The following is a 26,971-nucleotide window of genomic DNA, read 5'->3' on the forward strand; positions in this document are numbered from 1 at the left end:
GCGGCCGGGTGCGCGGAGGGCTGCCGGACGTTGGGGAGGTGGTCGGGTGTGGGGTGGGCGGTCGGTTTCCGGTGAGGAGACGGGGGAGGGGCGGCTGACGTGGGGTCAGACCGGTTTCGCAACGGGCTGGGGCAGTTGGTTGGTGGCGGCCAGTACCTCGCCGCCCGGTTGGGTGCCCAGGGGGCGGCGCAGTTCGGCGATCTCGGGGTCGGCTGCCGAGACGGTGAGGGTGTAGGGGGCGGGGCCGGTGATGCTCTGGCTGCCGTCGACCCGGGGGGAGAGGCCGGTGGCCACGGCGGTTGCGTCGATGCCGGGGCAGAGCGCCGCGGTCGGCAGCACCACGTGGGCGGTCGTGCCGCTGTCGGTGATCAGCCAGCCCCGGCCGTCGGGGGTGTGGGTGGCGCCGTCCACCGTGGTGGGCAGGCCGTAGGCGGCGGCGACCACACCGTTCGGGCCTTCGATCTCGACCGCGATGCCCGCGCTGCCCAGTGGTGCGGAGACCGCCAGCGGGGTGTTCGAGCCGGAGCCGAGTTCCAGGTCGAACACGAACTCGCCGGGCCGGGTGGCGTCCAGCCGCTGGTAGCCGTAGGAGGCGAAGCGCAGCCAGGGGCCGGTGGACTTCTCGGTGGGAAGCGCGTCGGCGGCCGCCGGGAAGCGGTGGTAGCCGTGCTGCCCGCACTTGCTGCCGGCGAACGTCCCGCCGTCGGGGAGCGCCTGGTCGCCGGTGGGACGGGGACTGGCCGCCCGGGCGCCCGAGGAGGCGAGTTGCGGGGTGTGCGCCCGGTTGGGGCCGAACAGCAGCCCCCCGACCACCAACAGGACGATCAGCGCGCCGAGCACGGCCGTCCACCGTTCGCCCCGGCTCAGCGTGCGGAACCGGTTGCCGAACCGGGCCGGCCGTCCGGGCCGCCCGGATCGGGGGCGGGGGGTACGACGGGTGCGGGCCGGGCCGTCGGCGGACCAGCGGCGGCCGCCCGGGTCGACCGGGGGTTCGCGGCGCCAGCGCTCGGTGAGCATCCTGGTCCGGGCGGACGGCTCGCTCACGGTGGCGGAGCGGATGAACTCCTCGTCCAGGACCAGACCTTCGAACGGGTCCGGGGGTTCCACGGCATCGGGCGGGCGGCGGTCGGGCATTGCGCCAGTATGCCCGCCGGGGGTGTCGCCGCGGGACTATGTTCTGGATCACGGACGCGGCAGATCCGGGAAGGCCCCGGTGCAGTCCGCCGTCCGGGGAGGACGACCGCTGTGCCGCAGATCCTGATCGACCACTCGCCGGACCTGGACTTCGACGTCACGGGCTTCGCCAAGGAGGTTCACCAGCTGATTCCCCAGGTCGTCAACACCCGGGTGGAGGACTGCAAGACGCTGGTGCGTCCGGCCGCGCAGCACCTGGTCGGTGACGGCGCCTCGACGGAGGCCGTGGTGCTGGTGGAGATCAAGATCCTGGCCGGTCGCAGCGTCGAGGTCCGCAGCACGCTCTCCGCCCGGGTGACGGAGCTGCTGCGCGCGTACGTCCGGGTGCCCGCCGCGTTCTGCGTGGAGGTCACCGAACTCGACCGGGAGACCTACGTGTTCGTGCAGCACTCCGGGCAGTGACGGTCAGGAGGCCCGGGAGGTCCCGGAGGTCCGGGAGGTCCGGGAGGTCCGGGAGATAACGAGGACGAAGGAAGGCTGCGACCGGTGTCTCCCGTACCGGGGAGAATCGTTTCAGCTCGGCCGGGAGACGCGGGGAGGCCGGGAGGGGTACGGCGCGCCCGCCGGGTGGTGCGAGGGTGGCGGCGGGGCCGGGGCGGGTGGGGCAGTGGGTGGGCCGGGCGCTACAGGCCGGGTGTGGACTCGTCGAACAGGAGGCAGCGGGCCCGGTTGTCCAGGTCGAGGGTGCGTCCGGAGACCACCTGGCGGCCCTGCTCGTCCACCTCCCGCGCGGTGTGGTGGATGCCCTTCGCCTTGCTCAGGTCGGGGACGCGGGCGGTGCGGTCCGGGTAGCCGCTGTCCGGGAGGAAGATCAGGTACTCCCAGTCGCGGGCCGGATTGTGCACCGTGGAGCAGGGGTTGGGGGAGAGCCGGACGGTGGCGAAGCGCTTGTCGTTGGCCACCGCGGAGCGGCCGAAGCCGAGCGTCCCGGTGCGGACCAGGTCCAGCCGCGGGGTGCCGGCGCGGCCCTTCTCCTGCTGGAACACCCGGATCCGGCCGTTCTCCTGGCCGTTGTAGTTCTCGTGCTCGTAGAGGCAGAACGCATCGCTCGGGCAGGCCGCGACGCCGTGTCCGCGCAGCAGGTGGGCGCCGGAGCGCTGGGCGGTGACCGCGCCTGCGGGGGCGGCAGCGGCCAGGAGCAGCAGTCCGGCGGAGGCGCAAGTGATCATCTTTTCCATGCCCCACCCAACGAGACCCGCGCGGACCGGGCACGCGCGCGCCCCCCTTTCATGACGGACCGTCACTCGGGCGGCGGTCTTCGGTACTCAGCGTCACGATTTGGTGTTGAAGCGTCGCGCCGGTGCCACGGATTTCACCCGACGAACAGACGAACGCTCCGCAGCGGGGGAGGCCCGGACCCGGTCCTGGGGCGGGGCCGGCGGAAGATCCGGGGGAAGACGGGGGCGAAATCGGGGCCGGGGGCAGGGTGTTTCCGGTGTGGGTGGTCGGGGCCGGGGGTAGGCGGGAGCGGCTTGTGGGCGGGCTTGCTTGTGTCGCTGGTCGGGGCGTGTCTATGTTGGGCGGGAGTTCGACGTTCGGCAGGATGCAAGAAGAGGTGCAGCGGCGCGATGTGTGGCCCCCGCCCGGCAGTGCGGTACGGGAGCGGAGTCGGTTCGACCGGCGCTCCGTTGGCGAAGGAGGCGTGAGGTGACCGGCACCCCGGACGCCATCGGCGCCCTGCTCGGATCCGGCCCCCGCCGGGTCGTCCCGCTGCCCGAACCGGCCGAACGCGAACGCCTGCGGGTGGCGTACGGGCTGGGGAAGGCCGAGACCGCGCAGGCCCTCGGCATCAGCGCGAGCACGCTCACCGCCTGGGAGCAGGGCCGCCGCGACCCGCAGGGCGAGGGCCGGGCCGCGTACGCGCGCCTGCTGGAGGGGATCGCCGCGCAGTTGGTAGCGGAGGAGGAAGAAGAAGAGGAGCAGGAAGAAGAGGGAGAGCCGGAGGAGCCGGGGGCCGGGGCGGTTGCCGAGGGGGGCGTGCCGCAGGCGGTGATGCTGGATCAGCGTCCGGACGGTTCGCTGGTGATGGCCGCGGCCGCGCCGTGCGTGCAGTGCGGGCAGCCGTCGGTGTACCGGGCGCAGGGACGGCCCATGCACCTCGGTGGTTTCTGCCGTCCGCCGGCGCCGGGGGCAGTGTCGGCGCCGGGGGCCGTGCCCGCGCCGCCGCCTGTGCCCCGTACGGCCGTGGCCGCGCCCGTGGCGGCTCCGGAGCCGGAGTCGGCGCCCGTGCGGGCGAGGGCGCGGGGTGCCGAGGCGCGGGGCGGGAAGGGGCGGCGGGCCGTGGAGGCGGAGGACTGGGAGCAGGCGGCCGCCGCGCGCTTCCCGGCGGGGCCGCTGGCCGTGGTCGACGTGGCGGCGGACGGGCGCGGGCTGGTCGCGTACGGGGCGGACGGTGCGGAGGCGGCCGGGGAGCGGCCGGCCGGGCGCGGGGTGGCCGAGCTGCTGGAGTGGGCGCTGCGGGCCCGGCTCGGCTCGGCCCGGCTGCACCGGTACGGCAAGGACGGCGACCCGCTGCTGGTGCTGACCGACGCCGCCGCCACCGAGCTCGGCCTGCCGCCCGCCGGACGCGACGAGAAGACCCAGTACGTCGCCCGGATCGGCCGCCTGCCCGACACCCACAAGCAGGTCAAGGCGCTGGCCAAGGACGGCTGGCAGCTCACCCGGCGCGGGTTCGGCCCCTGGGCCCGGATCTACCGCGAACCCGAGGCCGGCCGCCGGCAGTGCGTGCAGCTGTGCGTGCTGCCGTGGGGCGCCCTGGACGGCGCCGGCTGGAAGCTCCCGGACGGCCTCGCCGCGCCCGAACTCGCCCGCCTGCTCGGCACGTACGCCCGCCGGGTGCACACCCCGCGCGGCTCCACCGCCGTCTCCGGGCTGGAACTCGTCACCGCGCTGCGCCCGCCGACCCGCCCGGTCCGCACCGACAGCGGCTGGACGTCCGGGCCGGTGGAGGGCTCCCGGCACCGGGTGTTCGACGCCGCGCCGCCCGAGGTCCCCGACGAGCACCCGCTGGCCGCCGAGCGCGAGGACGACGCCGTCCTGGTCACCGAGGCCTGGGACTGGCACCGCCCGCTCACCGACCGGGAGGCCGCCGCGCCGTTCGCCGTCGGACTCGACGTCAACATGGCCTTCCTCGCCGCCGCCGGGCGGCTCAACGTCCCGCTCTCCGAACCCGTGCACGAGCTGAACCCGGCCTTCGACAAGAAGACGCCCGGCAGTTGGCGCGCCGACCTCAGCGGACTCGCCCTCGACCCGCTACTGCCCAACCCGTTCACCGCCGACGGCAGCGCGCCCACCGGCCCCGCCTGGTACAGCACCGCCAAACTCGCCTACGCCGTCGAACTCGGCGCGGACGTCCGCCCCAGCGAGGGCTGGCTGCGCCACGAGTCCGGCCCGTACCTCGACCCGTGGCACAAGCGGCTGCGGCAGGCCTACCTGGACACCATGGCCGCGCTCGGCGTCCCGGCCGACCTCGCCGACCGCGACCCGGCGGCGTTCCTGGACGCGATGGCCGCGCTCGGCGACGGCGACCCGGCCGAACTGGCCGTGCTCGGCGCGATCAAGCAGACCGCCAAGGGCACCATCGGCAAGTTCCGCGAGCGCCCCCGCGGCCTCGGCTACCGCCCCGGCCAGCGCTGGTCCGCCCTCGACCGTCCGACCTGGGACCCGCTGGTGCGTGCCCTGGTGATCGACACCGCCACCGTCAACCTGCACCGCAAACTCGCCCGGCTGCACGCCGAACTCGGCACCCCGCCGCTCGCCGTGCTCTCCGACTGCGCGGTCTTCGCCGCCCCCGGCCCCTCGGCGCTGGACGTGCTGCGCCGCCCCGACGGCGGCGTCAGCACCGCGCTGCGGCTCGGCGTCTCGCCCGGGCACGTCAAGTTCGAGGGCAGCCGGCCGATCGCCGAGATCCGCGAACTGCTCGCCGACGGCGCCAACCCGGCCCGCCACATCAAGACCGGCGGACTGGTCTCCGCCGACGAGTGACCCGTCCGGCAGCGGGACGGTTCCAGTACCCACCAGCAGCAGCGAGGAGAAGTGACGCCCCGTGGGGGAGATCGACGAAGGACTCGAACGGGCCGAGCGGACCCGGCCGATCCCGCACACGGTGCCCGCCCGGGTCCGGTACCTGGTCAAGCGGGCCAAGGGTTCCACCCGGGCGGTCGCCGACGAGCTCGGCGTCTCCCAGCGCACCGTGCAGCGCTGGCTCAAGGGCAGCATCAGCCCGAAGCCGGACGCCGCCCGGCGGATCGAGGAACGGGTCCGGGCCGGCTGGCAGCCGGGGGTGCGCCGCCGGGTCCGCCGGCGGGCCGAGGAGCAGGGCTTCATGCTGCACATCCAGGCCCGCTTCGGCTACACCGCGGCCGGCGGCTCCACCGACGACCCGCGCGAGCGCCTGATCACCCAGCACCTGCCCGGCGACGTCGCCCGCGAGCTGTACGCCGCCCGCGACGCCGGGGCCGGCGAGAGCGAGCAGGAACGGATCCTGGCCGGGGCGCTCCAGGAGCACTACTTCAAGGACCGCGGCCGCCGCGCCGAGGGCCTCACCGCCGAGATCAACGACCTCGGCTGGCTGGAACTGGAGATCTGACGCCCCGTCACCGGCGGTCGCCCGCCGGGCAGTCGCCCGCCGGGCGGTCGGGCCGTCGGCTTCGGCGTCGGCGTCGGCGCCTGCGGCGAGTCGCCCGGTGCGGCCGAAGCACCGAAGGCGGCCCTCAGCCTCGCGGTGAGCGCGTGGTCGTGCCGGCGGTCAGCCGCCAGAGCCCGGCCACCTCGTAGTAGACGCCGTTGACCAGTTGCAGCAGCACCAGCGTGACCGGCCAGAGCAGTGCGCCGAAACCGGGGACCAGGTCCATCGGCAGGGTGTAGGCCATCACGACCCGCACGACGGCGTCGAGCAGCATCGCCACGCCCCAGATCGCCGTCGAGACCCGCCAGATCCGCCGGAAGGCCGGCTCGCGTTCCCACAACACGTCCCAGGAGGTGCCGTCCGATCGGAACCGCCCCTCCAGCAGGGGGCGGCCGCCGTGGAAGAGCAGCGGGCGCCTGGCCCTGATCGAGATCAGGAACCAGAGCCCGGCCACGCCGGTCAGCCAACCGTCCTTCGCCAGCAGGAACCGGGGGCTGCCGCTGACCAGCGCGGCTGCGACGCCGAGCAGCATCGTCCCGGCGACGAACCCCGCCATGCCCTCCAGGCTGCGGGTGCGCAGCCACTGCACCGCTGTGGTGAGCGCCGGCAGGAAGGCGCCGGCCAGCAGCGCGACGAAGACGCCGACACCGGCGGCACGCAGGCCGTAGTACAACGCGACCGGGACCGCGATGTCCCAGACGGTACCGAGCAGCAGGCGTCGCCCGCTCGGCCGCGGCGGCCTCTCGGAGGGCGCCGCCGCCGGCACGTTGCGCCTGGTCATGACGTCCTCCCGCGGCGAGAAGGGCCGAGCCGGTGAGCTCACGGACCCGGCCGCTCACGTCCGGGCGAGGCGGCCGCGCCATCCGCACGACCGCGACGTCGATCGCCGGCTTCAGGATGATTCCGTTCCGGACAACGTCTGAACCGGCCACCGCGTGCCGGCCGATCGAGGACGCGCGGGCGATGCGGCCGGGTCCCCGGGCCGAGGACAGCAGGCCGTTGCCCTGCCAACGCTCAACTCGCCCGCTGGAGTCCTCGGTCGCGGTGGTTCGGCGGGCTACGGGGTCGGGAGGTAGTCGAACCAGTCGAAGGCGACGGTGCCCTCGGTGGCGTACATGCCGATGACGCGTCCGGTGAAGCCGGCGGCGACCTCGGTGGAGAGGTAGCGGCCGTCCAGTTCGGCGAGCGGTCGGGCGCCGGGGGTGTCGGGGTCGTCGAGCCAGCAGGCGACGGTGTCGGGGCCGAAGGGTTCGGTGCCGGCGAGTTCGGCGGACGGGGGCACCAGGTCGGTGGTGCGGACGGTCACGGTCAGGGTGAGCGGGCCGGGCGGTACCGGGCGGCGGGCCAGGGTCTGCCGCAGCGGCCCGATCCGGGCGACGACGCGGACCTCGCCCGCGCCGGCCTCCAGGTCGTAGTGGTGGGCCTCGTCCAGGCGCACGCTCAGGCCGCCCCGGCCGGTGCCCGGGTCGATCCGGGCGGAGGCGCGGCAGTCGTGGTGCTGCTGGCGGCGGCCGACGAAGGTGTGGCCGGGGCGGTCGAGGGTGGGGCCGGTGGCGGTGAGGGAGAGCCGGCCGGGGGGATCGGTCAGCGACCAGGAGCCGGCGGGGCGGGCGTGCGGGGAGATCCAGTGCGGGGCGAGTTCGGGGGAGTCGAAGTCGTCGCGGACGGGCGGGGCGGGGAGGGGGTGCCAGGCGCCGCCGGGGGCGGGGTGCCGTTCGGCCACCGGCGCGACGACCGGCCAGCCGTCCTCGTCCCAGGTCACGGGGGTGAGGAAGGTCTCCCGGCCGAGCACGTGGTAGTTGGGGGAGAAGCCGCGCGGGCGGGTGCCGAGCAGGACCATCCACCAGCTGCCGTCGGGCGCGGTGACCAGGTCGCCGTGGCCGGTGCTCTGGACCGGCCGGTCGGTGCCGCTCGCGGAGAGCACGGGGTTGGCGGGGGCGCCCTCCCAGGGGCCGCGCGGGGAGCGGGCGCGGGCGATCGAGACGGCGTGGCCGCGTTCGGTGCCGCCCTCGGCGATCAGCAGGTACCACCAGTCGCCGATCCGGTACAGGTGCGGGGCCTCGGGCCACTTGAGGCCGGTGCCCGACCAGGTGGGGAAGGGCCCCTCCAGCACCTCGCCGGTGTCCGGGTCGATCCGGGAGAGGTGGATGCCGGGGGCGGTGGAGGCGGCCCAGCAGGTGCCGTCCTCCTCCCAGGCCAGGTCCGGGTCGATCCCGGGGAGGTCGATCCGGACCGGGTCCGACCAGGGGCCCTCGGGCCGCTCCGCGGTCACGATGAAGTTGCCGCCCGCGGTGACGTTGGTGCAGATCACCCGGAACCGGCCGTCGTGGTGACGGATCGTCGGCGCGTACAGGCCGCGCGAGGCGGTGCTGCCGGGCAGCGGCAGCGGCAGCTGCCCGGGGCGGTCGAGCACGTTGCCGAGCTGCCGCCAGTGCACCAGGTCCCGGCTGTGGAAGAGCGGCAGCCCGGGGACGTACTCGAAGCTGGAGCACACCAGGTAGTAGTCGTCGCCGACCCGGCAGACGCTCGGGTCGGGGTGGAACCCGGGGATCACGGGGTTGTCGTACGTCCGCACGGGGCGGGTCCTTTCGACGGGCCGCCGGTCTCGACGGGCTGCCGGCTGCCGTTGCTGCCGTTGCTGTCGTTCAGCCGAGGGCGATCGCCGTCCACGACACCGGGGGCAGTTCGACGGTGAGCACGCCGTCGGCGAGGGCGGCGCCGGTGTTCGCGGTCGGGACGACCCGGAGCGGGTCGGCGAGGGTGTTCTTCGCGTACGGGTCGGCGTCGGCGAGGGTGAGCGCCTCGGTGATCCGGGTCGCGGCGAGGCCGTGGAGGTCGATGGTGACCTGCGCGTTCTCCGTCAGGTCGCGGTTGACCAGGAAGACCGCGGCCCGGTCCCCGTCGACGGTGGCGACGGCGTCGACGAGGGACGCCTCGCCGTGCCGGGCCGTCAGGTACGTCGGCGCGTCGATCACCGGGCGGAGCACCTCGCCGGAGGCGAGCCGGCTGGTGATCGAGAACGGGTGGAAGGTGGTCTGCCGCCAGGCGGGGCCGCCGGGCTCGGTCATGATCGGCGCGATCACGTTGACCAGCTGGGCCAGCGAGGCCGAGGTGACCCGGTCGCTGCGCTTGAGGAGCGTCATCAGCAGGTTGCCGACGACCACGGCGTCCGCCACCGTGTAGACGTCCTCCAACTGCCGTGGGGCGTGCCGCCACTCGTCGTTGACCTCGTCGGACGCCTTGTGCTCCTCCAGGTACCAGACGTTCCACTCGTCGAAGGAGATGTTCATCCGCTTCTTCGACTGCCGCTTGTGCCCGACGTGGTCGGCGGTGGCGAGCACGGTGTCGATGAAGAACTCCATGTCGACCGACGAGGCCAGGAAGGAGCCGAGGTCGCCGTCGTGCACCTGGTAGTAGGCGTGGCAGGAGACGTAGTCGACGTAGTCGTAGCTGTGCTCCAGGACCGTGCGCTCCCAGTCGCCGAAGGTCGGCATGCCGGAGCCGGAGGAGCCGCAGACGACGAGTTCGAGGTCCTGGTCGGCGGCCTTCATCGCGGCGGCGGTGCGGGCGGCGATCTTGCCGTAGTCGTCGGCCGTCATGAAGCCGGTCTGCCAGGGCCCGTCCATCTCGTTGCCCAGGCACCACATGCGCACGTCGTGCGGCTCCGGGGTGCCGTTGGCGATGCGCAGGTCGGAGAGCGCGGTGCCGGACGGGTGGTTGGCGTACTCGAGCAGGTCCAGGGCGGGCAGGATGCCGCGGGTGGCGACGTTGACCGCCAGCATCAGTTCGGAGCCGGTGAGCTTGAGCCACTTGGCGAACTCGTCGAGGCCGACCTGGTTCGACTCCAGCGAGTGCCAGGACAGGTCGCGCCGCACCGGGCGCTGCTCGCGCGGGCCGACCGAGTCCTCCCAGCGGAAGCCGGAGACGAAGTTCCCGCCGGGGTAGCGGACGGTGGTGGTGCCGAGCTCCCGGACGAGTTCGACGACGTCCGTCCGGAAGCCGTCCTCGTTCGCGGTCGGGTGGTCCGGTTCGTACAGGCCGGTGTAGACGCAGCGGCCGAGGTGCTCGACGAACGAGCCGAAGGTGCGGCGCCGGACGGGGCCGACGACGGCCCGGCGGTCGAGTCCGATGTGGGCGCGGGGCAAGTGGGGGTCCTTTCAACGGTCGGCGCGGGGCGCGGGTTCAGCCCTTCACGGCACCGGTGAGGCCGCCGACGATCTTCCTCTCGAAGGCGGCGAAGAAGGCCATCGCGGGCAGCATGGCGAGGGAGGTGAAGGCGAGCACCTTCGCGGTGTCCACGGAGTACTGCGAGGAGAACGCCTGGACGCCGAGCGGCAGGGTGAAGTTCGCCTGCGAGTTCAGCACGTACAGCGGCAGCACGTAGTTGTTCCAGCTGTTGATGAACGCGAGGATGCCGACCGTCACCACGCCGGGGCGCGACAGCGGGACGACCATCCGGAAGAAGAACCCGAGCCGGCCGGTGCCGTCGATCGCGGCGGCCTCCTCGATCTCCCTCGGGATGGCGCGCAGGAACGGGACCAGGATGATGACGGTCATCGGCAGGCCGAAGGCGATCTGCGGGACGATCACGCCGAGCAGGTTGTCGACCAGGCCGAGGTCCTTGACCACGATGTACAGCGGGGTGATCGCGATGACCAGCGGGAACATCAGGCCGGCCGCGAACAGCGAGTACATCGCCCCCTTGAGCCTGAAGTCGTAGCGGGCGAGCACGAAGCTCACCATCAGGCCCAGGAGCACGGTGCCGACGGTGCTGGCGAGCGCCACCACGAGGGAGTTGGCGAACTCGCCCCAGAACGTCACCGACTTCAGGACGTTCAGGTAGTTGCTCACCACCCAGGGCCCGGGCAGGCCGGCCGGGCTGGTGCTGATCTGCGCGTTGGTGCGGAACCCGCCGAGCACGATGTAGAGCACCGGTGCGACGCAGATCCCGATGAACAGCAGGGCGACGAAGTAGGTGAAGGGGTTGCCCCACTTCTGCGGCCGGTCGGCCGTCCGCGCGCGCATCAGGAGGCTCCTTCGGTGATGGCACCCTGCAGGTCGCGGCGCAGCAGGAAGCGCTGGTAGAGCAGTGCGACGACGAGCGAAATCAGGAACATCACGACCGCGATCGCGCTCCCGTAGCCGTAGTTGCCCGCGTTGCGGCCCTGGCCGACCATGTAGATCGCCATGGTCGAGGTGCCCGCGGTGCCCGCCACGTACGGGCCCCAGATGATGTAGACGAGGTCGAACAGCTGCAGCGAGCCGATGATCGACAGGAACGCCCAGATCCGGATGGTCGGCCCCAGCAGCGGCAGCGTGATGCGCCGCTGGATCTGCCAGTACGAGGCGCCGTCGATCTGGGCGGCCTCGGAGAGCTCCTCGGGGATCGACTGCAGGCCGGCGAGCATCAGGATCACCGCGAAGCCGATGTACTTCCACGAGATGATGCCCAGCAGCGTCCAGATGGCCAGCTTCGGGTCGGACAGCCAGTCGGCCTGCAGGAAGCCCAGGCCGAGGTGCCGCAGCAGGTCGTTGAGGGCGCCGCTGCTCTGGAGCATCAGGCTCCAGCCGGTGCCGACGATGACCTCGGAGACCACGTACGGCACGAAGATCAGGACGCGGATGGCCGAGCGGCCGCGGATCCGCTGGTTGAGCAGCAGCGCGAGGCCGATCGCCAGCGGGCCCTGGACGGCCAGCGAGAGCACCAGGATCACGCCGGTGTGCCACAGCACCTGTTGGAACGCCGGGTCGGTGAGGATCAGCTTGTAGTTGTTCAGGCCGACCCAGTCGGTGGGCGGACCGTAGCCGTGCCAGCGGTAGAAGCCGTAGAACGCGGCGAGTGCCACCGGGAAGATCACGAACGCCAGGAAGACGAGGATCGCCGGTCCGGACAGGACCGCGATCTCGAACCGCAGCTTGGCACGGCCGCGCCGGCGGCGGGTGGCCGCCGGCGGCGGAGCCGGGCGCGCGGCCGCGGCCGCGTTCCCGGCTCCGGGCGTGCCCTGCGACTGGTGGCCGTCGGCCGGCTCAGCGCCCAGGGTGTTGCTCATCGTGTGCGCACTCAGCCCTTCGCGGCGGCGGCGTTGGTGTCCTTGGCGATGTCGGCCCCGCCGCCCTTGCCGGCGAACAGGTTCACCACGGCGGTGTTCATCGCGTTGCCGACGTTCTGGCCGTACTCGGTGTCGAGGAACAGCACCGAGTAGGGGGCCTTGTTGAAGGCCTGCAGCGCCGAGACGTTGTAGGGCTCGGTGACGCCCGCCTGGGCCTCCTTGTTCACCGGGATGGCGACGAACGCCTTGGCGTACTCCTTCTGCTGGTCGGTGGTGACCAGGAAGCGCAGGAAGTCGAGGGCCTCCTTCGGCGCCTTCTTGGACAGCGAGAACCCGTCGAGGCCGCCCATGATGGCGGCCGGGTCGCCCTGGCCGCCCGGAACGGCGGGGAAGGGGAACCAGCCCAGGTCGGGGAGCGGCTTCTGGTCGGGGGTCAGGCTGGCGATCACGCCCGGGTTCCAGTTGCCCATCAGCTCCATGCCCGCCTTGTGGTTGGCGATCAGGCCCGCGGACGAGCCGGCGCCCTGCTGCGAGGAGGTGGTCAGGAAGCCCTGCTGGAAGGGCTCGACCTTCAGGAACGAGGCGAGGTCCTCGCCCGCCTTGGTCCAGCACGGGTCGTCGAACTTCAGCGACTGGGCGGCCTTCTTCAGAGTGTCCTGGCTGCACTCGCGCAGGGCGAAGTTGTAGTACCAGTGCGCGGCCGGCCAGGCGTCCTTGGCGCCGACCGCGATCGGCGCGACGCCGATCGCCTTCAACTTCGCGACGGCGTCCTGCAGTTCGGGCATCGTGGTGGGCGGCGCGGTGATGCCGGCCTGCTGGAACAGGTCCTTGCTGTAGTAGACGCCCTCGGGCTGGGTGTCGACCGGCATCGCATAGGTCTTGCCGTCGATCGTGTACCCGGCGATGCCCGCCGCGCCCGCGTTCGCCTTGTCGGCGTCGGTGAGGTCCAGCGCCTGGACCTGGCCGGCCTGGACCATGGCCTGCATCTTGCCGCCGCCGCGCTGCAGGAAGATGTCCGGCGCGGAGCCGGAGTTGAGCGCGGTCTGCAGCTTGCCGTCCAGGTCCTCGTTCTGGATCGTCTGGATGTTGATCTTGACGTTCGGGTGCAGGGCCTCGTACGCCGCCCCGGCCGCCTTCCAGTACTCGGCGCCCGCGCCGGGCTGGGCGTTCTCCCAGAGGGTCAGCGTCACCTTGCCGTCGGACGAGCCGCCGCTCCCGCCGCCGTCGCTGCCGGCGCAGCCGGTGACGGCGAGCGTGATGCCCAGGGCGATCGCGGCGGCCGCCGTGCGGCGGGTCTTTCTCGTCATCGTGGGACTTCCTGTTCTGTCGTCGTCGCCGGGGGCACCGGGGTGGGAGTACGCGAAGTGAGGGCACGTCAGGCGGGGGTCGCCGCTGCTCCTGCGGTCCGGCCGGGGGGTGGGCGGACCGGTCTGACCGGGCGTGAGGCGGTCGGCAGGGCGGCTCGAATGCTGGAGAGTATGTGCTCGGCGCGGAGCGATCGTCAATAACTTGTTTCCGAAAAGCTTGCGAAAGTTGCGGCAGATTACGGCCGGATAACACCGAAACATTTCGAAGTTCGCGGCCCGGAGAGTCCGCGCATGAGGCTTGACAGGGTTTGTTAGCGCTAACAATATGGTGCGCCAACTCCCTCCACCCAAGGATGCCCATGTACGGACGCCGACTCAGAACCACTCGTCGCAGAGCCGCGGCGATCGCCGCGGCCGCCGCCCTGCTGGCCCCCGCCCTGGCCGCCGGCCTGCTCGCCGGGGCGGCCCCTGCCGGGGCGGCCGCCCCGGAGCTCGTCGCCAACGGCGGCTTCGAGAACGGCCTGGCCGACTGGTCGGCCAACCACGGCAACCCCACCGACGGCGCGGCGCTGTCGCTCACCCCCGACGCCTACTCCGGATCCGCCGCCGTGCTCGTCACCGGCCGGAAGACCACCGGCTCCGGTCCGATGCAGGACGTCTCGGGCAAGGTGAGGGCCGGTCACAGCTACACCGTCACCGCGCGGGTCAAGTACGACGACCCCGCCGCCCCGGCGACCAAGCAGTTCTTCGCCACCATGCACTACGGCGGCGCCACCTACACCAACCTCGGCACGGTGACGGTGCCCCGCGGCCAGTGGGGGCTGGTCCGGGGCACGTTCACCGTCCCGGCCGGACAGGACGTCAGCACCGCGCAGCTCTTCCTGGAGACCCCCTGGGTCCAGGACCCGGCGAGCGCCCCGGCCGCCAACCTGATGGACTTCGCGGCCGACGACGTCTCGCTGACCGAGGCGGACTCCTCGGCGGCCCACCCGCCCGGCCACGCCGCACCCGCCAAGGCCGTCGGCAACGCCAACCCCCTGATGGACTACCAGTACGGCGCCGACCCGTGGGCCATGGTCTACGACGGGCGCGTGTACGAGTACCTGACCTCGGACGGCTCGTCGTACGACGCGAACGGCGACGCCGTCCAGTCGTACGAGCACGACGCCGCGGGCAACGTCAAGGACAACGGCTACGGGCAGATCAAGACGCTCACCGTCATCTCCTCCGCCGACCTGGTCAACTGGACCAACGAGGGCCAGGTCAAGGTGGCGGGCGCGCCCGGCGCCGCGAAGTGGGCCGCCAACTCCTGGGCCCCGGCGGCCGCGCACAAGACGGTCGGCGGCAAGGAGGAGTTCTTCCTGTACTTCGCCAACAGCGGCGGCGGCATCGGCGTGCTCACCGCCGACTCGCCCACCGGCCCGTGGACCGACCCGATCGGCAGGCCGCTGGTGAGCCCCGCGACGCCCGGCACCGCCGGCGTGGTGTGGATGTTCGACCCGGCGGTCCTGGTCGACGACGACGGCTCGGCCTACCTCTACTTCGGCGGCGGCGTGCCCACCGACGGCACCGACCACCCGCGCAGCACCCGGGTGATCAGGCTCGGCGACGACATGGTCAGCACCGTCGGCACGGCCGCGACCATCGACGCGCCCGCGGTGTTCGAGGACTCCGGGATCAACAAGATCAACGGCAAGTACTACTACAGCTACTGCACCAACTTCAGCCACTCCGGCACGATCGACGGCCACGCCATCGGCTACGGCAACATCGCCTACATGGTGTCCGACAGCCCGACGGGCCCCTTCACCTACCAGGGCGAGATCCTCGGCAACCCCGGCTCCTTCTTCGGCGCGGGCGGCAACAACCACCACGCGATGTTCGAGTTCAAGGGCCGGACCTACATCACCTACCACACCCAGACCGTGCAGTCGGCGCTGGTCGCCGGCGGCTCCCTGGACAAGCCCCACGGCTACCGCTCCACCCACATCGACCAGGTGACGGTCAACGCCGACGGCTCCATCGCGCCGATCACCGGCACCTACCGGGGCCCGTCCCGGCAGGGGACGCTCGACGCGCACCGCCGGATCGAGGCCGAGACGATCGCCTGGGACTCCGGCATCCAGGACGCCTACGACCCCGCGTCCGGCATCCGGGTGCTGCCGATCGGCGCCGAGAGCAGCGGTGAGCAGAAGCTCACCGACGTCAACGACGGCGAGTGGACCGCGCTGGCCGGCGTCGACTTCGGTTCGGACGGCGCCACCGCCCTGGCCGCCGACGTGCTGCCGAAGGCCGGCGGCCGGATCCAGGTCCGCCTCGACCACCCGGACGCCACCGGCACCCCCGTCGGCACGCTGACCGTCCCCGCCGCCTCCGCCTCCGCGGGCGCCTGGACCGAGGTCCGCACCGACCTGACCACCCGGGTGACCGGCACGCACGACGTCTTCTTCGTCGCCGAGGGCACCGGCACCGGCGAGCTGTTCGACGTCGACGACTGGCGGTTCGGCTCCGACCGCACCGCCCCCGCCGTCACGGCCCGCACCACCCCTGCGGCGCCCGACGGGTCGGACGGCTGGTTCACCGGCCCGGTGGCCGTCGACCTGTCGGCCACCGACGACTCCGGGGTCGCGGGCGTCGAGTACCGCCTCGGCGAAGGGAGTTGGCAGCCCTACCGCGCTCCGCTCGCCCTGCCGGAGGGCACCACCGAGCTCGGCTACCGGGCGACCGACACCGCGGGCAACACCAGCGAGGAGGCCCGCCTCACCGTCAAGCGGGACGCCACCGCCCCCACCGTCACCGCCCGGCTGCCCGAACCCGACCTGGGCCACCTGTACGAGGGCTCCGCGGCCCTCACCCTGACGGGCGGGGACGCGGCCTCCGGCATCGGCTCGTTGGAGTACGCCCTGGACGGCGGCGGCTGGCAGCCGTACACCGGCACCGTCGCCGTCGACGCCCCGGGCCGGCACGCCGTCGCCTACCGGGCCACCGACCGGGCCGGCAACCGCAGCGCCACCGGCACCGCGACCGTGGACGTGGTGCCGGAGTGCACCCGCACCGTCACCGGGCACAGCCGCAGCGCCCTGGTCGTCTCCGCCGGGACGACCTGCGTGAAGGACGCGGAGGTCGGCACCGTCACGGTGGTCGACGACGCGGCCGTCCTGGTCGTGGTCGACAGCGCGGTCCGCGGGCCGCTGAACGTCCACCGGGGGAACACCGTGGTGGCGGAGGACAGCACCTTCGCCGGGAACGCGACGCTCTCCGGCACCACCGGCCGGATCATTCTGACCGGCAACACCTTCGCCGGGCCGGTGCGCCTGACCGGCAACACCGGCAGCGCGCCGCTGCTCTCCGGCAACGGCGTCGACGGCGTCCTGAGCTGCACCGGCAACGACCCCGCGCCCGTCGACGGCGGAGCGGTGAACCACACCGCCCGGGCCGCGACCGGACAGTGCGCCGCGCTGGCGGTGACCGACCGCCGGTAGCCCGTCCGACCCCGAGCGCCCGCCCCCGGAGGGCGCCGCCAGTGCCGTCGGGCCGGGGCGGCGCCGTGGGCCATCCCCCCTTCCCGGTAGGCGAGTTGGCTTCCTGCCGGGGGCCGGGCCGCCGGTGTCCGGTGATGTGATCGTTATCCGTCGGCGTCGGTACGAGGGCTTGGCGGGCCCCTCGGCAGGTCGTATGTTGTCGCAGGCAACAAACCGCGCCGGGGCTGCTTCCCCGCCCCGTGCCCGCGTCCTCTCCCACCCGTCCGCAGTCACGCACGTCCGGCACCGGCCGGACACGCCCCGAAAGGACCCTGCCCATGCGCAAGGGGCTCCTGTTCGCCACCGCCGCCCTGGCGGCGACCCTGCTCACCACGGCCACCGCCTGCTCCTCCACGGGCACCGACAGCGGCTCGGCGGGCGGCAAGAAGCCGAAGATCGGCGTGATCCTGCCGGACAGCAAGTCGTCCGTCCGCTGGGAGACCGCCGACCGCACCTACCTCTCGGCCGCCTTCAAGGCCGCCGGGGTGGACTACGACATCCAGAACGCCGAGGGCGACAAGCAGGCCTTCCAGACCATCGCCGACCAGATGATCACCAGCGGCGTGAACGTGCTGGTCATCGTCAACCTGGACAGCGGCACCGGCAAGGCCGTCCTCGACAAGGCCAAGGCCCAGGGCGTGGCCACCATCGACTACGACCGGCTCACCCTCGGCGGCTCCGCCCAGTACTACGTCAGCTTCGACAACACCCAGGTCGGCAAGCTCCAGGGCCAGGGCCTGGTGAAGTGCCTGGCCGACAACGGCACCAAGAACCCGGTCGTCGCCGAGCTCAACGGCTCCCCGACCGACAACAACGCCACCCTGTTCGCCAACGGCTACAACGGCGTGCTCGACCCGCTGTACGCCTCCGGCGAGTACACCAAGGGCCCCAACCAGTCGGTGCCCGACTGGGACAACGCCCAGGCCCAGACCATCTTCGAGCAGATGTACACCAGCCGGCCGGACGTCGCCGGGGTGCTCGCCGCCAACGACGGCCTGGCCAACTCCGCCATCGCCGTGCTGCGCAAGAACCACCGCAACGGACAGGTCCCGATCACCGGCCAGGACGCCACCGTCCAGGGCCTGCAGAACATCCTGGCGGGCGACCAGTGCATGACCGTCTACAAGGCGGTCAAGAAGGAGGCCGACGCGGCCGCCGCCCTCGCGGTCGACCTGGCCGGCGGCAAGAAGAGCAACCCCGGTGCGACCGTCCACGACCCGACCGGCAACCGGGACGTCCCGGCCGTGCTGCTCGCCCCCCAGGCGATCTTCAAGGACAACGTCCAGGACGTCGTCACCGACGGGTACGTCACCAAGGCAGAACTGTGCACCGGCGAGTACGCGGAGCCGTGCACGAAGGCCGGCATCAAGTAGCCCCCCGCGCCCGGCCGTTGCGCCCGCGCCCGGCCGTTGCGCCCGCGGGCCCCGTGCCGCCCGGGGCACGGGGCCCGCCCCGCCGCATCCCCGCTGACTCCCACCAGGAGCCCCACCCATGACAGACACACCGGTCCTCGAACTGCGCGGGATCGACAAGAGCTTCGGCCCCGTCCAGGTCCTGCACGACGTCGCGCTCAGCGCCCGCGCGGGAGAGGTCACCGCCCTCGTCGGCGACAACGGCGCGGGGAAGTCGACGCTGGTCAAGTGCATCGGCGGCATCCACCCCGTCGACGCGGGCGACTACCTCTTCGAAGGCCGACCGGTCCAGGTGCACAGCCCCCGCGACGCCGCCGCGCTCGGCGTGGAGATCGTCTACCAGGACCTCGCGCTCTGCGACAACCTCGACATCGTCCAGAACATGTTCCTCGGGCGGGAGAAGCGCCGCGGCCTGGTGCTCGACGACGCGACCATGGAGGAGATGGCCGCCGCCACGCTCAAGAGCCTGTCGGTGCGCACCGTCAAGTCCCTGCGCCAGAAGGTCTCCAGCCTCTCCGGCGGCCAGCGCCAGACCGTCGCCATCGCCAAGGCCGTGCTGTGGAACAGCAAGCTGGTGGTCCTCGACGAGCCCACCGCCGCCCTCGGCGTCGCCCAGACCGCCCAGGTCCTCGAACTCGTCCGCCGCCTGGCCGACAACGGCCTGGCCGTGGTGCTCATCTCGCACAACATGAACGACGTCTTCGCGGTCTCCGACCGGATCGCCGCGCTCTACCTCGGCCGCATGGCCGCCCAGGTCAAGGCCACCGACGTGACGCACGCCCAGGTCGTCGAACTGATCACCTCGGGCCGCAGCGGCGACCTCGGCCCGCAGCACACCCCCAAGGGAGCCGCCGCATGACCGCCCTCGCCCCAGAGAAGCCCGGCGACCCCGGGGACCCCGTGAAGCCCGCTGCCACCGGGGGCCTGGCGGACCTCGGCCGCGGCTACCTCGACCGGATCCGCGCGGGCGAACTCGGCTCGCTGCCCGCCGTCGCCGGCCTGGTCGTGCTGTGCGTCTTCTTCGCGCTGCTGCGCCCGGTCTTCCTGTCCAACCTGAACTTCGCCAACCTGCTCACCCAGAGCGCCGGCAGCATCGCCATCGCCATGGGCCTGGTCTTCGTCCTGCTGCTCGGCGAGATCGACCTGTCGGCCGGGTACGCCAGCGGCGTCTGCGCTGCCGTGCTGGCCATCCTGCTGACCAACCACGGCTGGCCCTGGTACGCCGCGGTGGCCGCGGCCCTGCTGACCGGCGCGGCCATCGGGCTGCTGCTCGGCGCCCTCGTCGCCAAGGTCGGCATCCCGTCCTTCGTGGTGACGCTGGCCGCGTTCCTCGGCTTCCAGGGCATCGTGCTGATCCTGCTGAAGGAGGGCACCAACGTCTCGATCAAGGACCCGACCGTCCTGGCGATCGCCAACGACAACCTCAGCCCCCTCCTCGGCTGGCTGCTGCTGGCCGCCTGCGCCACCGGCTACGCCGTCCTGCAGGTGCGCCGCAGCCGCGACCGGCGCGGCCGCGGCCTGGCCGGGACGCCGACGGCGCTGCTCGCCGTCCGGATCGGCGCCGTCGTCGTGCTCGGCGCCGTCGCGGTGGCCCTGCTCAACCAGGAGCGCAGCCGCAACGTCCTGGTCAACTCGCTCAAGGGCGTCCCGCTGGTGGTGCCGGTGATCGGCGCGCTGCTGCTGCTGGGCACCTTCACCCTCCAGCGCACCAACTTCGGCCTGCACGTCTACGCCGTCGGCGGCAGCGCCGAGGCCGCCCGCCGGGCCGGGATCAACGTCGCCTTCATCCGGATCGCCGCCTTCGTCATCTGCTCCTGCCTGGCCGCCGTCGGCGGCGTCATCGCCGCCTCCCGGGGCAACTCCGTGGACCCCAACACCGGTGGCAGCAACGTCCTGCTGCTCGCCGTCGGCAGCGCCGTCATCGGCGGCACCAGCCTGTTCGGCGGCCGCGGCCGGGTGGTCGACGCGGTGCTCGGCGGCCTGGTCGTCGCGGTGATCCAGAACGGCATGGGACTGATGGGGTACAGCTCGGGCGTCAAGTACGCTGTCACGGGATCGGTACTGCTGGTGGCCGCCGGCGTGGACGCCATGTCCCGCCGCCGCACCGCCCGACGATGAGGGTCACCCGCGATGAAAGCCGGTCCTTCCCAGGAAGAGGTCCGCCAGCACAACCTGGGCGCGCTGCTGCGCCACGTCCACTACGAGGGGCCGACCTCGCGGGCCGTCCTGGCGGCCGGGCTCGGCCTCAACCGCAGCACCATCCTGGGCCTGGTCGGCGACCTGGCGGCCGCGGGCCTGGTCCGCGAGGAACTGCCGCAGGAGACCGGCCGGGCCGGCCGGCCCTCACTGGTCGTCAGCCCGGAACCCGCCCGCGCGCACGTCCTCGCGCTGGACGTCGGCGTGGAGCGGCTGTCCGCCGCGCTGGTCGGACTCGGCGGCGTCTTCCTGGACCGCCGCGAGCACCCGTGGCCCGACGGGCCGCCGCAGGACCCCGCCGAGGTGGCCGCCCTGCTCGCCGGACCCGCCCGCGAGATGCTGGCCCGCACGCCCGACGGCAGCACCTGCGTCGGCGTGGCCGCGGCGGTCCGCGGCCTCGTCCGCCACCCCGACGGCCTGGTCGGCCTCACCCCCAACATGGGCTGGAAGGGCGTCGACCTCGCCGGGGCGCTCACCGACCGGCTCCGCCCGGACGTGCCGGTCCTGGTCGCCAACGAGGCCAACCTCGGCGCGCTCGCCGAGCACCGCCGCGGCATCGGCCGCGGCAGCCGCAACCTGGTCTACCTGCACGGCGAGATCGGGATCGGCGCCGGGGTGATCACCGCCGGCGAACTGCTGCGCGGAGAACGCGGGTACGCCGGCGAGATCGGCCACATGACCGTCAACCCGCACCAGGGGCGGCCGTGCGGCTGCGGGGCCCGCGGCTGCCTGGAGGCCGAGGCCGGCGAGCGGGCCCTGCTGGAGGCCGCCGGCCGGGACGGCCGCAGCACCGGCAGCGAGGCCGTGCGCGCCGTCGTCACCGCCGCCGACCTCGGGGACGTCGCCGCGCGCGCCGCCCTGCACCGGGTCGGCGACTGGCTCGGCATCGGCATCGCCAACCTGGCCAACCTCTTCGACCCGGACCTGGTCGTCCTCGGCGGCACCCTCCGGGACGTCTTCCTCGGCTCCGCCGCCCAGGTGCGCAGCCGGATCAACACCAACGCCCTGGCCGCCGTCCGGGAGCAACTGCGCCTGCGGGTCAGCGAACTGGGCGACGACACCGTGCTGATCGGCGCCGCCGAACTGGCCTTCTCCGAGGTGCTCGCCCGGCCGCTGGAGACGCTCGCCCGGCTCTCCGCCCGGTAGGGCCGCGAAGGGGCACGGCCGGCCGCCGTCCCCCCGGGCGGGGAGGGACGGCGACCGGCCGTGCGGCGGGGGCGGTCAGTGCCGGGCGGTGTTGAAGGTCAGCGCCGGAGCGGCGTTCTCCACCAGGGACGCGGCCTGCTCGGACCACCAGGCGCCGGCGGCCGGGTCGACGACCCCGTACTCGGGGTCGACGGTGCCGCCGGGGACGCCGCGGTTGCACTGGCCGTCGGACTGGCCCACGGTCTTGATCCACAGGAAGGCGTCGGCGAGCGGCACGCCGGTGTTCGCGGTCGGACGGTCGCCGATCCCGCTGCCGGGCGCGTTGCACCAGGTCTGCGGGTCGCCGCTGTACTTGCCGGCCGGGGGCTTCCAGTCGCCGCGGCCGTTGCGGCTGGTGTCGACCACGAAGTGGGCGAGCTCACCGGCGGACGGGCTGCCGACGTTCTGCTGGAACCACTGGTCGGTCCAGTGCCAGGTGGACGGGTCCTCCACGTCGACCGCGTCGCCCGGCTGCCCGTCGTTCGGCGCCGCGGGGGAGTAGTACTGGCTCGCGCACCAGTCGGCGTGGCCCCTGGCCCAGTCCGGCCCCTCGGTGGCGAACCACACGCACTGCGAGACCCAGGTGCCGTAGCGGGTGGCCCGGTCGGTGGCGAAGTAGTTGGAGACGTTCAGCGAGAAGCCCTGGGCGCGCTGGACGCCCGCGTCGACCAGGCGCTGCGCCGCGTTGCCGACGCTCTGCCAGTGGCTGTTGCCCGCGTCCAGGTAGACCACGCTGTTCGGCTGCCGCTCCAGCGCGTCGACCGCGTGGTTGAGGTCGGCGAGCCGGCCCGCGGTCTGCTCGCCGGTCGGGTCCGCGCCCGGGGCGCAGTCGGCCGGTAGGTTGGCCAGCCCGTCCGGCTCCAGCACGACCACGGCCTTGCTGCTGCCCAGGCCCCGGGCGAAGGCGTCGATCCAGGCCCGGTACTCGGCGTCCGACTGCGCGCCGCCGGCGGAGTACTGGGAGCAGTCCCGCAGCGGGATGTCGTACGCCACCAGCACGGGCACCGCCTTGGCGCGCCCGGCGCGCCGCACCAGGTCGCGGACCTGGGACTCGACCTCGGCCGGGGTGCCGCCGGTGAACCACGCGGCCTCGGGCCAACTGGCCAGCTTCGCCATGTCCCTGGCGCCGGCGAGGTCGTGGTGCTTCAGGTCGGTGAGCGCCTGGCGGGTCGCGTCGCTGTCGGGGTCCACGTAGAACACGGTGTTCGGGGCGAGCGTGTGGGACGCCGGGGCGGCGTGGGGCTCGGCGGCGGCGGCCGGGACGGCGCCGCCGATCAGCAGCGCGAGGGCGCTCACCGGGAGGGCGGCGCGGTGCAGGGGAATGCGCACGGTGTTCCTTCGATGGGTGGGTGTCGGTGGTGGCGGGCCCGGGGGAGCGGCTCCCCGGGCCCGCCCGGTGGTGCGGTGGGCGTCCGGCGCGGTGACGCGGCGTCAGTAGCCGTAGATCATCTTGTAGGCGACCTCCGGCAGGAACTGCCCCGCCGAGGAGCCCGCTCCGACGCCGCAGTTGCCGTCGGACTCGCCCGGCTCCTTGATCCACAGCAGCATCTCGGCGCCGCCGCCGGTCCGGGTGGCCGTGCCGGTCCGGCGCCCGGCCGGGTTGCACCACTGGCCGTTGGAGCCGTTGCCGTTGCGGCTGGTGTCGATCACGTACGGCTTGGTGTAGCCGTACCCGGCGAGCGCGCCGTTGACGGCGTTGCCGTAGGTGGTGTTCTGGCCGGTGGTGAAGTAGTTGGAGACGTTCAGCGAGAAGCCGTGGGCCCCGCTGACCCCGGCGGCGGCGAGGTGCTGCGCCATGGTGGGGGCGCTGATCCAGCCGGGGTTGCCGGCGTCGAGGTAGACCCAGGTGTTGGGGGCCTTGGCGTTGAACTGCGCGATGGCGTTCTTCAGCATGGCGTTGCGGTCGGAGACCTGGGCGGGCGTCAGGCAGCTCTGGTCGCCGAGCGCGTCGGGTTCGAGGATGACGACCGCCGGGCGGTTGCCGATGCCGCTGGCGAAGGCGGCGATCCAGGTGTCGTAGGCGGCGCGGCTGCCCGCGCCGCCGCCGGACTGGCCGCCGCAGACGTCCCGGTTGGGGATGTTGTAGGCGACCAGGACGGGCAGCTTGCGGTAGGCGGCGGCGCGGCCGACGTAGGCGCCGGTGGCCGTGCCGATGTCGCCGCTCCAGTTGCCGAACCAGCGGGCCGCGGGGGTGTTGGCGATGTTGGCGCGGATCGCGGCGGCGCGGCCGTCGCCGGGGTTGGCGTCGGCCCAGCGCAGCGCGGAGTTGTCCGGGTCCACGTAGAAACCGCTGGTCATGGTGGTGGGGTCGGCCGCGTAGGCCGGACCGGCGTCGGTCAGGGCGAGGCCGGTGGCGAGCAGGCCGGCCAGCAGGGCGGCTGCCGCTCGGGTGGGCTTGCGCACGGTTCTTCCTCCGGGGGTGGGGGCGGAGAAGTGGAAGCGCTTCCAGTTTCGTGCGAATCGAATCGCGTGATGGGGATGATTGAGCCCGTGGGGTAGTCGTGTCAATACTTTCTGCACCAGGGGCTTCCTGGACCCGCCTGGTTCGGCCACTGTCGCTCCACCTTGGCCGGGGTACGCTGGAAGCGCTACCAGTTTCCACGGCCGAGCCGGGGCAGAGGCCGCTCTCCGCAGGCTCCGTGGCCGCCGGGTGCCGTGGAATCATGACCCCTGTCCGACGCCGCAGCCCGAGGAGCAGCCGTTTCCATGGAGTCGTCCCCCAAGCGCATGCCCACTCTCGACGAGGTGGCCCAGCGCGCCGGCGTCTCGCGCACGGCGGCCTCCCGGGTGATCAACAACGCCCCGCACGTCAGCCGGGCCAAGCGGGAGGCGGTCGAACGCGCGGTGCGCGAACTCGGCTTCGTCCCCAACCCGACCGCGCAGGCCCTGGCCACCCGCCGGGTCGGCGCGGTGGTGCTGGCGGTCTCCAGCGACGAACCGGGCCTGTTCGCGGACCCCTTCTTCGCCGAGGTGATCGTCGGCGTGAGCGCCGCGCTGGAGCAGACCGACCTGGAGCTGGTCCTGCTGCTGGCCAACACCCCGCGCGGGCGCGACCGGCTGGAGCGGCTGCTGCGCTCGCGCCGCGCCGACGGCGTGATGCTGATGGCGCTGCGCGGCGACGACCCGCTCGGCCGGCTCGCCGAACAGACCGACCTCCCGGTGGTGTTCGGCGGCCTGCCGCTCACCGGCGAGCCGCGCTGGTACGTGGACGCCGACAACCGGGGCGGCGCCCGACTGGCGGCCGAGCACTTCGTCCGGACCGGCCGCCGACGGCCCGTCATGATCACCGGCCAGCTGGACACCCAGGTCGCCGCCGCCCGCGAGCGGGGCTTCACCGAGGGCCTGACCCTGGCCGGGGTGCCGCTGCTGGGCGTCGAGGCCGGCGACTTCACCGAGGACGGCGGCGCCGCGGCGATGGAGCGGCTGCTCGCGGCCCACCCCGCGCCGGACGCGCTGTTCACCGCCTCCGACGCGATGGCCATCGGCGCGCTGCGCACGCTGCGCACGCGCGGGCTGCGGGTGCCCGAGGACGTCGCGGTGATCGGTTTCAACGACCTGGCCAGCGCCCGGCACACCGCCCCGCCGCTCACCACCGTGCACCAGCCGGTGCGGGCGCTGGGGCGCGAGATGGCCCGGATGCTGGTGGACGCCATCGAGGGGAACGACCCCGGCCCGCTGATCCTGCCGACCCGCCTGACCGTGCGCGAGTCCGCCCCGGACCTGCCGACGGGGGACTGATCCGCCCCTGCGGCGCAGCCCGGCCCCCGCCCGCACGTGCGGGCGGGGGCCGGGCTGCGCGCGTCGTCCGGCGGGCCGCTCCGGTCACAGACTGGAAGCGCTTCCAGTTTCATTCCGGTATCGGCCGTCGAAACTCTTGACACCTCCACCTGACAAGCCAGAAACTTCCGGCACCGCTACTGGAAGCGCTTCCGGCTTCTGGTGAGCTTCTCACTTCTTTCCTGCCTGCCCGGCGCATCGTTCAGACGCCGTGGCGGCAGCCGTTCCGAATGCATGGGAGCGCTCCCACAATGACCGAGGTCCAGGACCGCAAGGCCGCCGAAGCCCGTACCGACGACTTCCTCCGCTTCCCGCCGGACTTCCTCTGGGGCACCGCCACCTCCGCCTACCAGATCGAGGGCGCGGTCGCCGAGGACGGCCGGACCCCGTCCATCTGGGACACCTTCAGCCACACGCCCGGCAAGGTCAACCGCGGCGACACCGGCGACCTGGCGGTCGACCACTACCACCGCTGGCGCGAGGACGTCGCGCTGATGAAGGACCTCGGGCTGAGCGCGTACCGCTTCTCGGTGGCCTGGCCCCGGGTGCAGCCGACCGGCCGGGGACCGGCCGTCGAACGCGGGCTCGACTTCTACCGCGCCCTGGTGGACGAACTGCTGGCGGCCGGCATCACCCCGCTGGCCACGCTGTACCACTGGGACCTGCCGCAGCACCTGGAAGAAGCCGGCGGCTGGGCGGTCCGGGAGACCGCGGAGCGCTTCGGCGAGTACGCGTCCCTGGTGGCCGGGGCCCTCGGCGACCGGGTGCGGCACTGGACCACGCTGAACGAGCCCTGGTGCTCGGCCTTCCTCGGCTACGGCTCCGGCGTGCACGCCCCCGGCCGCACCGACCCCGGCACCGCGCTGCGCGCCGCCCACCACCTCAACCTGGCGCACGGCCGGGGCGCGGCCGCACTGCGCGCCGCCCTGCCGGGCACCGCCCAGCTCTCGGTCTCGCTCAACCTGCACCAGGTGCGGCCGCTCACCGACAGCCCCGAGGACCAGGAGGCCGTCCGCCGGATCGACGCCGTCGGCAACCGGATCTTCCTGAGCCCGGTGCTGCGCGGCCGCTACGACACGGACCTGTACCAGGACACCGCGCACCTGGTCGACTGGGAGCAGCTGGTGCGCCCCGGCGACCTGGCGGCGATCGGCGCGCCGATCGACCAACTCGGCCTGAACTACTACTCCCCGGCGGTGGTCTCCGGCAGCGGCGCCTCCCGCGACAACTGCCACGGCAGCAGCGAGCACTCGCCGTGGCCCGGTTCGGAGCACGTGGCCTTCCACCAGCCGCCCGGCGAGCTGACCGCGATGAACTGGAGCATCGACCCGACCGGCCTGCGCGACCTCCTCGACCGGATCCACCTGGAGCGCCCCGGCCTGCCCGTGATCATCACCGAGAACGGCATGGCCTGCGAGGACTACGTCACCCCCGAGGGCGAGGTGAACGACCGGGACCGGATCGCCTTCGTCCACCAGCACCTGACCGCGGTGCACCGGGCGATCGAGGCGGGCGTACCGGTGGCGGGCTACTTCCTGTGGTCGCTGCTGGACAACTTCGAGTGGGCGTACGGCTACGCGAAGCGCTTCGGCATGGTGCACGTCGACTTCCCCACCCAGCGGCGCACCCCGAAGAACAGCGCGCACTGGTACGGCCGGGCCTGCCGCACCGGCGCCGTCCCGCGCTCGCTGTCCTGACCGTG

General features: G+C 73.2%; 20 protein-coding genes. 10 read left to right on the forward strand and 10 right to left on the reverse strand.

What is annotated here, in order from left to right; all coding sequences use genetic code 11:
- Positions 1-105 precede the first annotated feature (105 nt).
- On the reverse strand, positions 106-1,134 hold the full coding sequence (locus EDD39_RS35880) for an SCO2583/SCO2584 N-terminal domain-containing protein (RefSeq protein ID WP_123563760.1): 1,029 nt from the start codon (positions 1,132-1,134) through the stop codon (positions 106-108).
- 111 nt (positions 1,135-1,245) lie between these two features.
- Between EDD39_RS35880 and EDD39_RS35885 the strand changes: the two genes are divergently transcribed.
- Positions 1,246-1,596, forward strand: a complete 351-nt coding sequence (locus EDD39_RS35885) for a 5-carboxymethyl-2-hydroxymuconate Delta-isomerase (RefSeq protein WP_123563761.1) — start codon at positions 1,246-1,248, stop codon at positions 1,594-1,596.
- Between the two features lie 221 nt (positions 1,597-1,817).
- On the opposite strand, the gene EDD39_RS35890 is transcribed toward EDD39_RS35885, so the two are convergent.
- Positions 1,818-2,372 (reverse strand): hypothetical protein, encoded by a 555-nt coding sequence (locus tag EDD39_RS35890; RefSeq protein ID WP_148089591.1) that lies wholly within the window; start codon positions 2,370-2,372, stop codon positions 1,818-1,820.
- A gap of 469 nt (positions 2,373-2,841) precedes the next feature.
- On the opposite strand from EDD39_RS35890, the gene tap reads away from it, so the two are divergent.
- Both tap and tpg read left to right on the forward strand, forming a co-directional pair.
- Positions 2,842-5,178 (forward strand): telomere-associated protein Tap, encoded by a 2,337-nt coding sequence (tap, locus tag EDD39_RS35895; protein WP_244257482.1) that lies wholly within the window; start codon positions 2,842-2,844, stop codon positions 5,176-5,178.
- Positions 5,179-5,239: 61 nt separating this feature from the next.
- The gene (tpg, locus tag EDD39_RS35900) at positions 5,240-5,782 is read left to right on the forward strand and encodes a telomere-protecting terminal protein Tpg (protein ID WP_123563764.1); all 543 of its coding nucleotides are present in this window, start codon (positions 5,240-5,242) and stop codon (positions 5,780-5,782) included.
- A 124-nt stretch (positions 5,783-5,906) separates the two neighbouring features.
- Here the strand turns inward: tpg and EDD39_RS35905 are convergent, their stop codons facing one another.
- The 6 genes from EDD39_RS35905 to EDD39_RS35930 form a co-directional block, all read right to left on the reverse strand.
- Positions 5,907-6,602 (reverse strand): VC0807 family protein, encoded by a 696-nt coding sequence (locus EDD39_RS35905; protein WP_123563765.1) that lies wholly within the window; start codon positions 6,600-6,602, stop codon positions 5,907-5,909.
- Between the two features lie 276 nt (positions 6,603-6,878).
- Positions 6,879-8,396, reverse strand: coding sequence for a glycoside hydrolase family 43 protein (locus EDD39_RS35910; protein ID WP_123563766.1), 1,518 nt, complete (start codon positions 8,394-8,396; stop codon positions 6,879-6,881).
- A gap of 70 nt (positions 8,397-8,466) precedes the next feature.
- Entirely contained in the window at positions 8,467-9,966 is a 1,500-nt protein-coding gene (arfA, locus tag EDD39_RS35915; protein WP_123563767.1) for an arabinosylfuranosidase ArfA, read from the reverse strand.
- A 37-nt stretch (positions 9,967-10,003) separates the two neighbouring features.
- Positions 10,004-10,846 carry a carbohydrate ABC transporter permease gene (locus EDD39_RS35920; RefSeq protein WP_123563768.1) on the reverse strand — a complete coding sequence of 281 codons (843 nt, stop codon included), beginning with the start codon at positions 10,844-10,846 and terminating at the stop codon, positions 10,004-10,006.
- Positions 10,846-11,871, reverse strand: a complete 1,026-nt coding sequence (locus tag EDD39_RS35925; RefSeq protein ID WP_123563769.1) for a carbohydrate ABC transporter permease — start codon at positions 11,869-11,871, stop codon at positions 10,846-10,848. Before EDD39_RS35925 ends, EDD39_RS35920 begins: the two co-directional genes overlap by 1 nt.
- Positions 11,872-11,882: 11 nt before the next feature.
- A complete protein-coding gene (locus tag EDD39_RS35930) occupies positions 11,883-13,178 on the reverse strand; it encodes an extracellular solute-binding protein (protein ID WP_123563770.1) in 1,296 nt (431 codons plus the stop codon).
- 359 nt (positions 13,179-13,537) lie between these two features.
- On the opposite strand from EDD39_RS35930, the gene EDD39_RS35935 reads away from it, so the two are divergent.
- From EDD39_RS35935 to EDD39_RS35955, 5 genes are all read left to right on the forward strand, one after another.
- Positions 13,538-16,660 carry an OmpL47-type beta-barrel domain-containing protein gene (locus tag EDD39_RS35935; protein ID WP_162870329.1) on the forward strand — a complete coding sequence of 1,041 codons (3,123 nt, stop codon included), beginning with the start codon at positions 13,538-13,540 and terminating at the stop codon, positions 16,658-16,660.
- 317 nt (positions 16,661-16,977) lie between these two features.
- Positions 16,978-18,072: a sugar ABC transporter substrate-binding protein gene (locus EDD39_RS35940; protein ID WP_123563772.1), complete on the forward strand. Its 1,095-nt coding sequence runs from the start codon at positions 16,978-16,980 to the stop codon at positions 18,070-18,072.
- A gap of 118 nt (positions 18,073-18,190) precedes the next feature.
- Positions 18,191-18,970 (forward strand): ATP-binding cassette domain-containing protein, encoded by a 780-nt coding sequence (locus EDD39_RS35945; RefSeq protein WP_030460234.1) that lies wholly within the window; start codon positions 18,191-18,193, stop codon positions 18,968-18,970.
- A complete protein-coding gene (locus EDD39_RS35950) occupies positions 18,967-20,229 on the forward strand; it encodes a sugar ABC transporter permease (RefSeq protein WP_123563773.1) in 1,263 nt (420 codons plus the stop codon). The genes EDD39_RS35945 and EDD39_RS35950 overlap by 4 nt, the downstream gene beginning before the upstream one ends.
- Positions 20,230-20,241: 12 nt before the next feature.
- Positions 20,242-21,453, forward strand: coding sequence for an ROK family transcriptional regulator (locus EDD39_RS35955; protein WP_123563774.1), 1,212 nt, complete (start codon positions 20,242-20,244; stop codon positions 21,451-21,453).
- 75 nt (positions 21,454-21,528) lie between these two features.
- Here EDD39_RS35955 and EDD39_RS35960 read toward each other — a convergent pair whose 3' ends face one another.
- Positions 21,529-22,821 (reverse strand): glycoside hydrolase family 6 protein, encoded by a 1,293-nt coding sequence (locus EDD39_RS35960; protein WP_123563775.1) that lies wholly within the window; start codon positions 22,819-22,821, stop codon positions 21,529-21,531.
- 102 nt (positions 22,822-22,923) lie between these two features.
- Entirely contained in the window at positions 22,924-23,895 is a 972-nt protein-coding gene (locus tag EDD39_RS35965; protein ID WP_123563776.1) for a glycoside hydrolase family 6 protein, read from the reverse strand.
- Between the two features lie 303 nt (positions 23,896-24,198).
- Between EDD39_RS35965 and EDD39_RS35970 the strand changes: the two genes are divergently transcribed.
- A complete protein-coding gene (locus tag EDD39_RS35970) occupies positions 24,199-25,230 on the forward strand; it encodes a LacI family DNA-binding transcriptional regulator (RefSeq protein WP_123563777.1) in 1,032 nt (343 codons plus the stop codon).
- Positions 25,231-25,520: 290 nt separating this feature from the next.
- Positions 25,521-26,966, forward strand: coding sequence for a GH1 family beta-glucosidase (locus EDD39_RS35975; RefSeq protein ID WP_123563778.1), 1,446 nt, complete (start codon positions 25,521-25,523; stop codon positions 26,964-26,966).
- The last annotated feature ends 5 nt before the right edge of the window (positions 26,967-26,971 follow it).

Origin of the sequence: Kitasatospora cineracea (assembly GCF_003751605.1) — a bacterium.
GTDB classification, from domain to species: domain Bacteria; phylum Actinomycetota; class Actinomycetes; order Streptomycetales; family Streptomycetaceae; genus Kitasatospora; species Kitasatospora cineracea.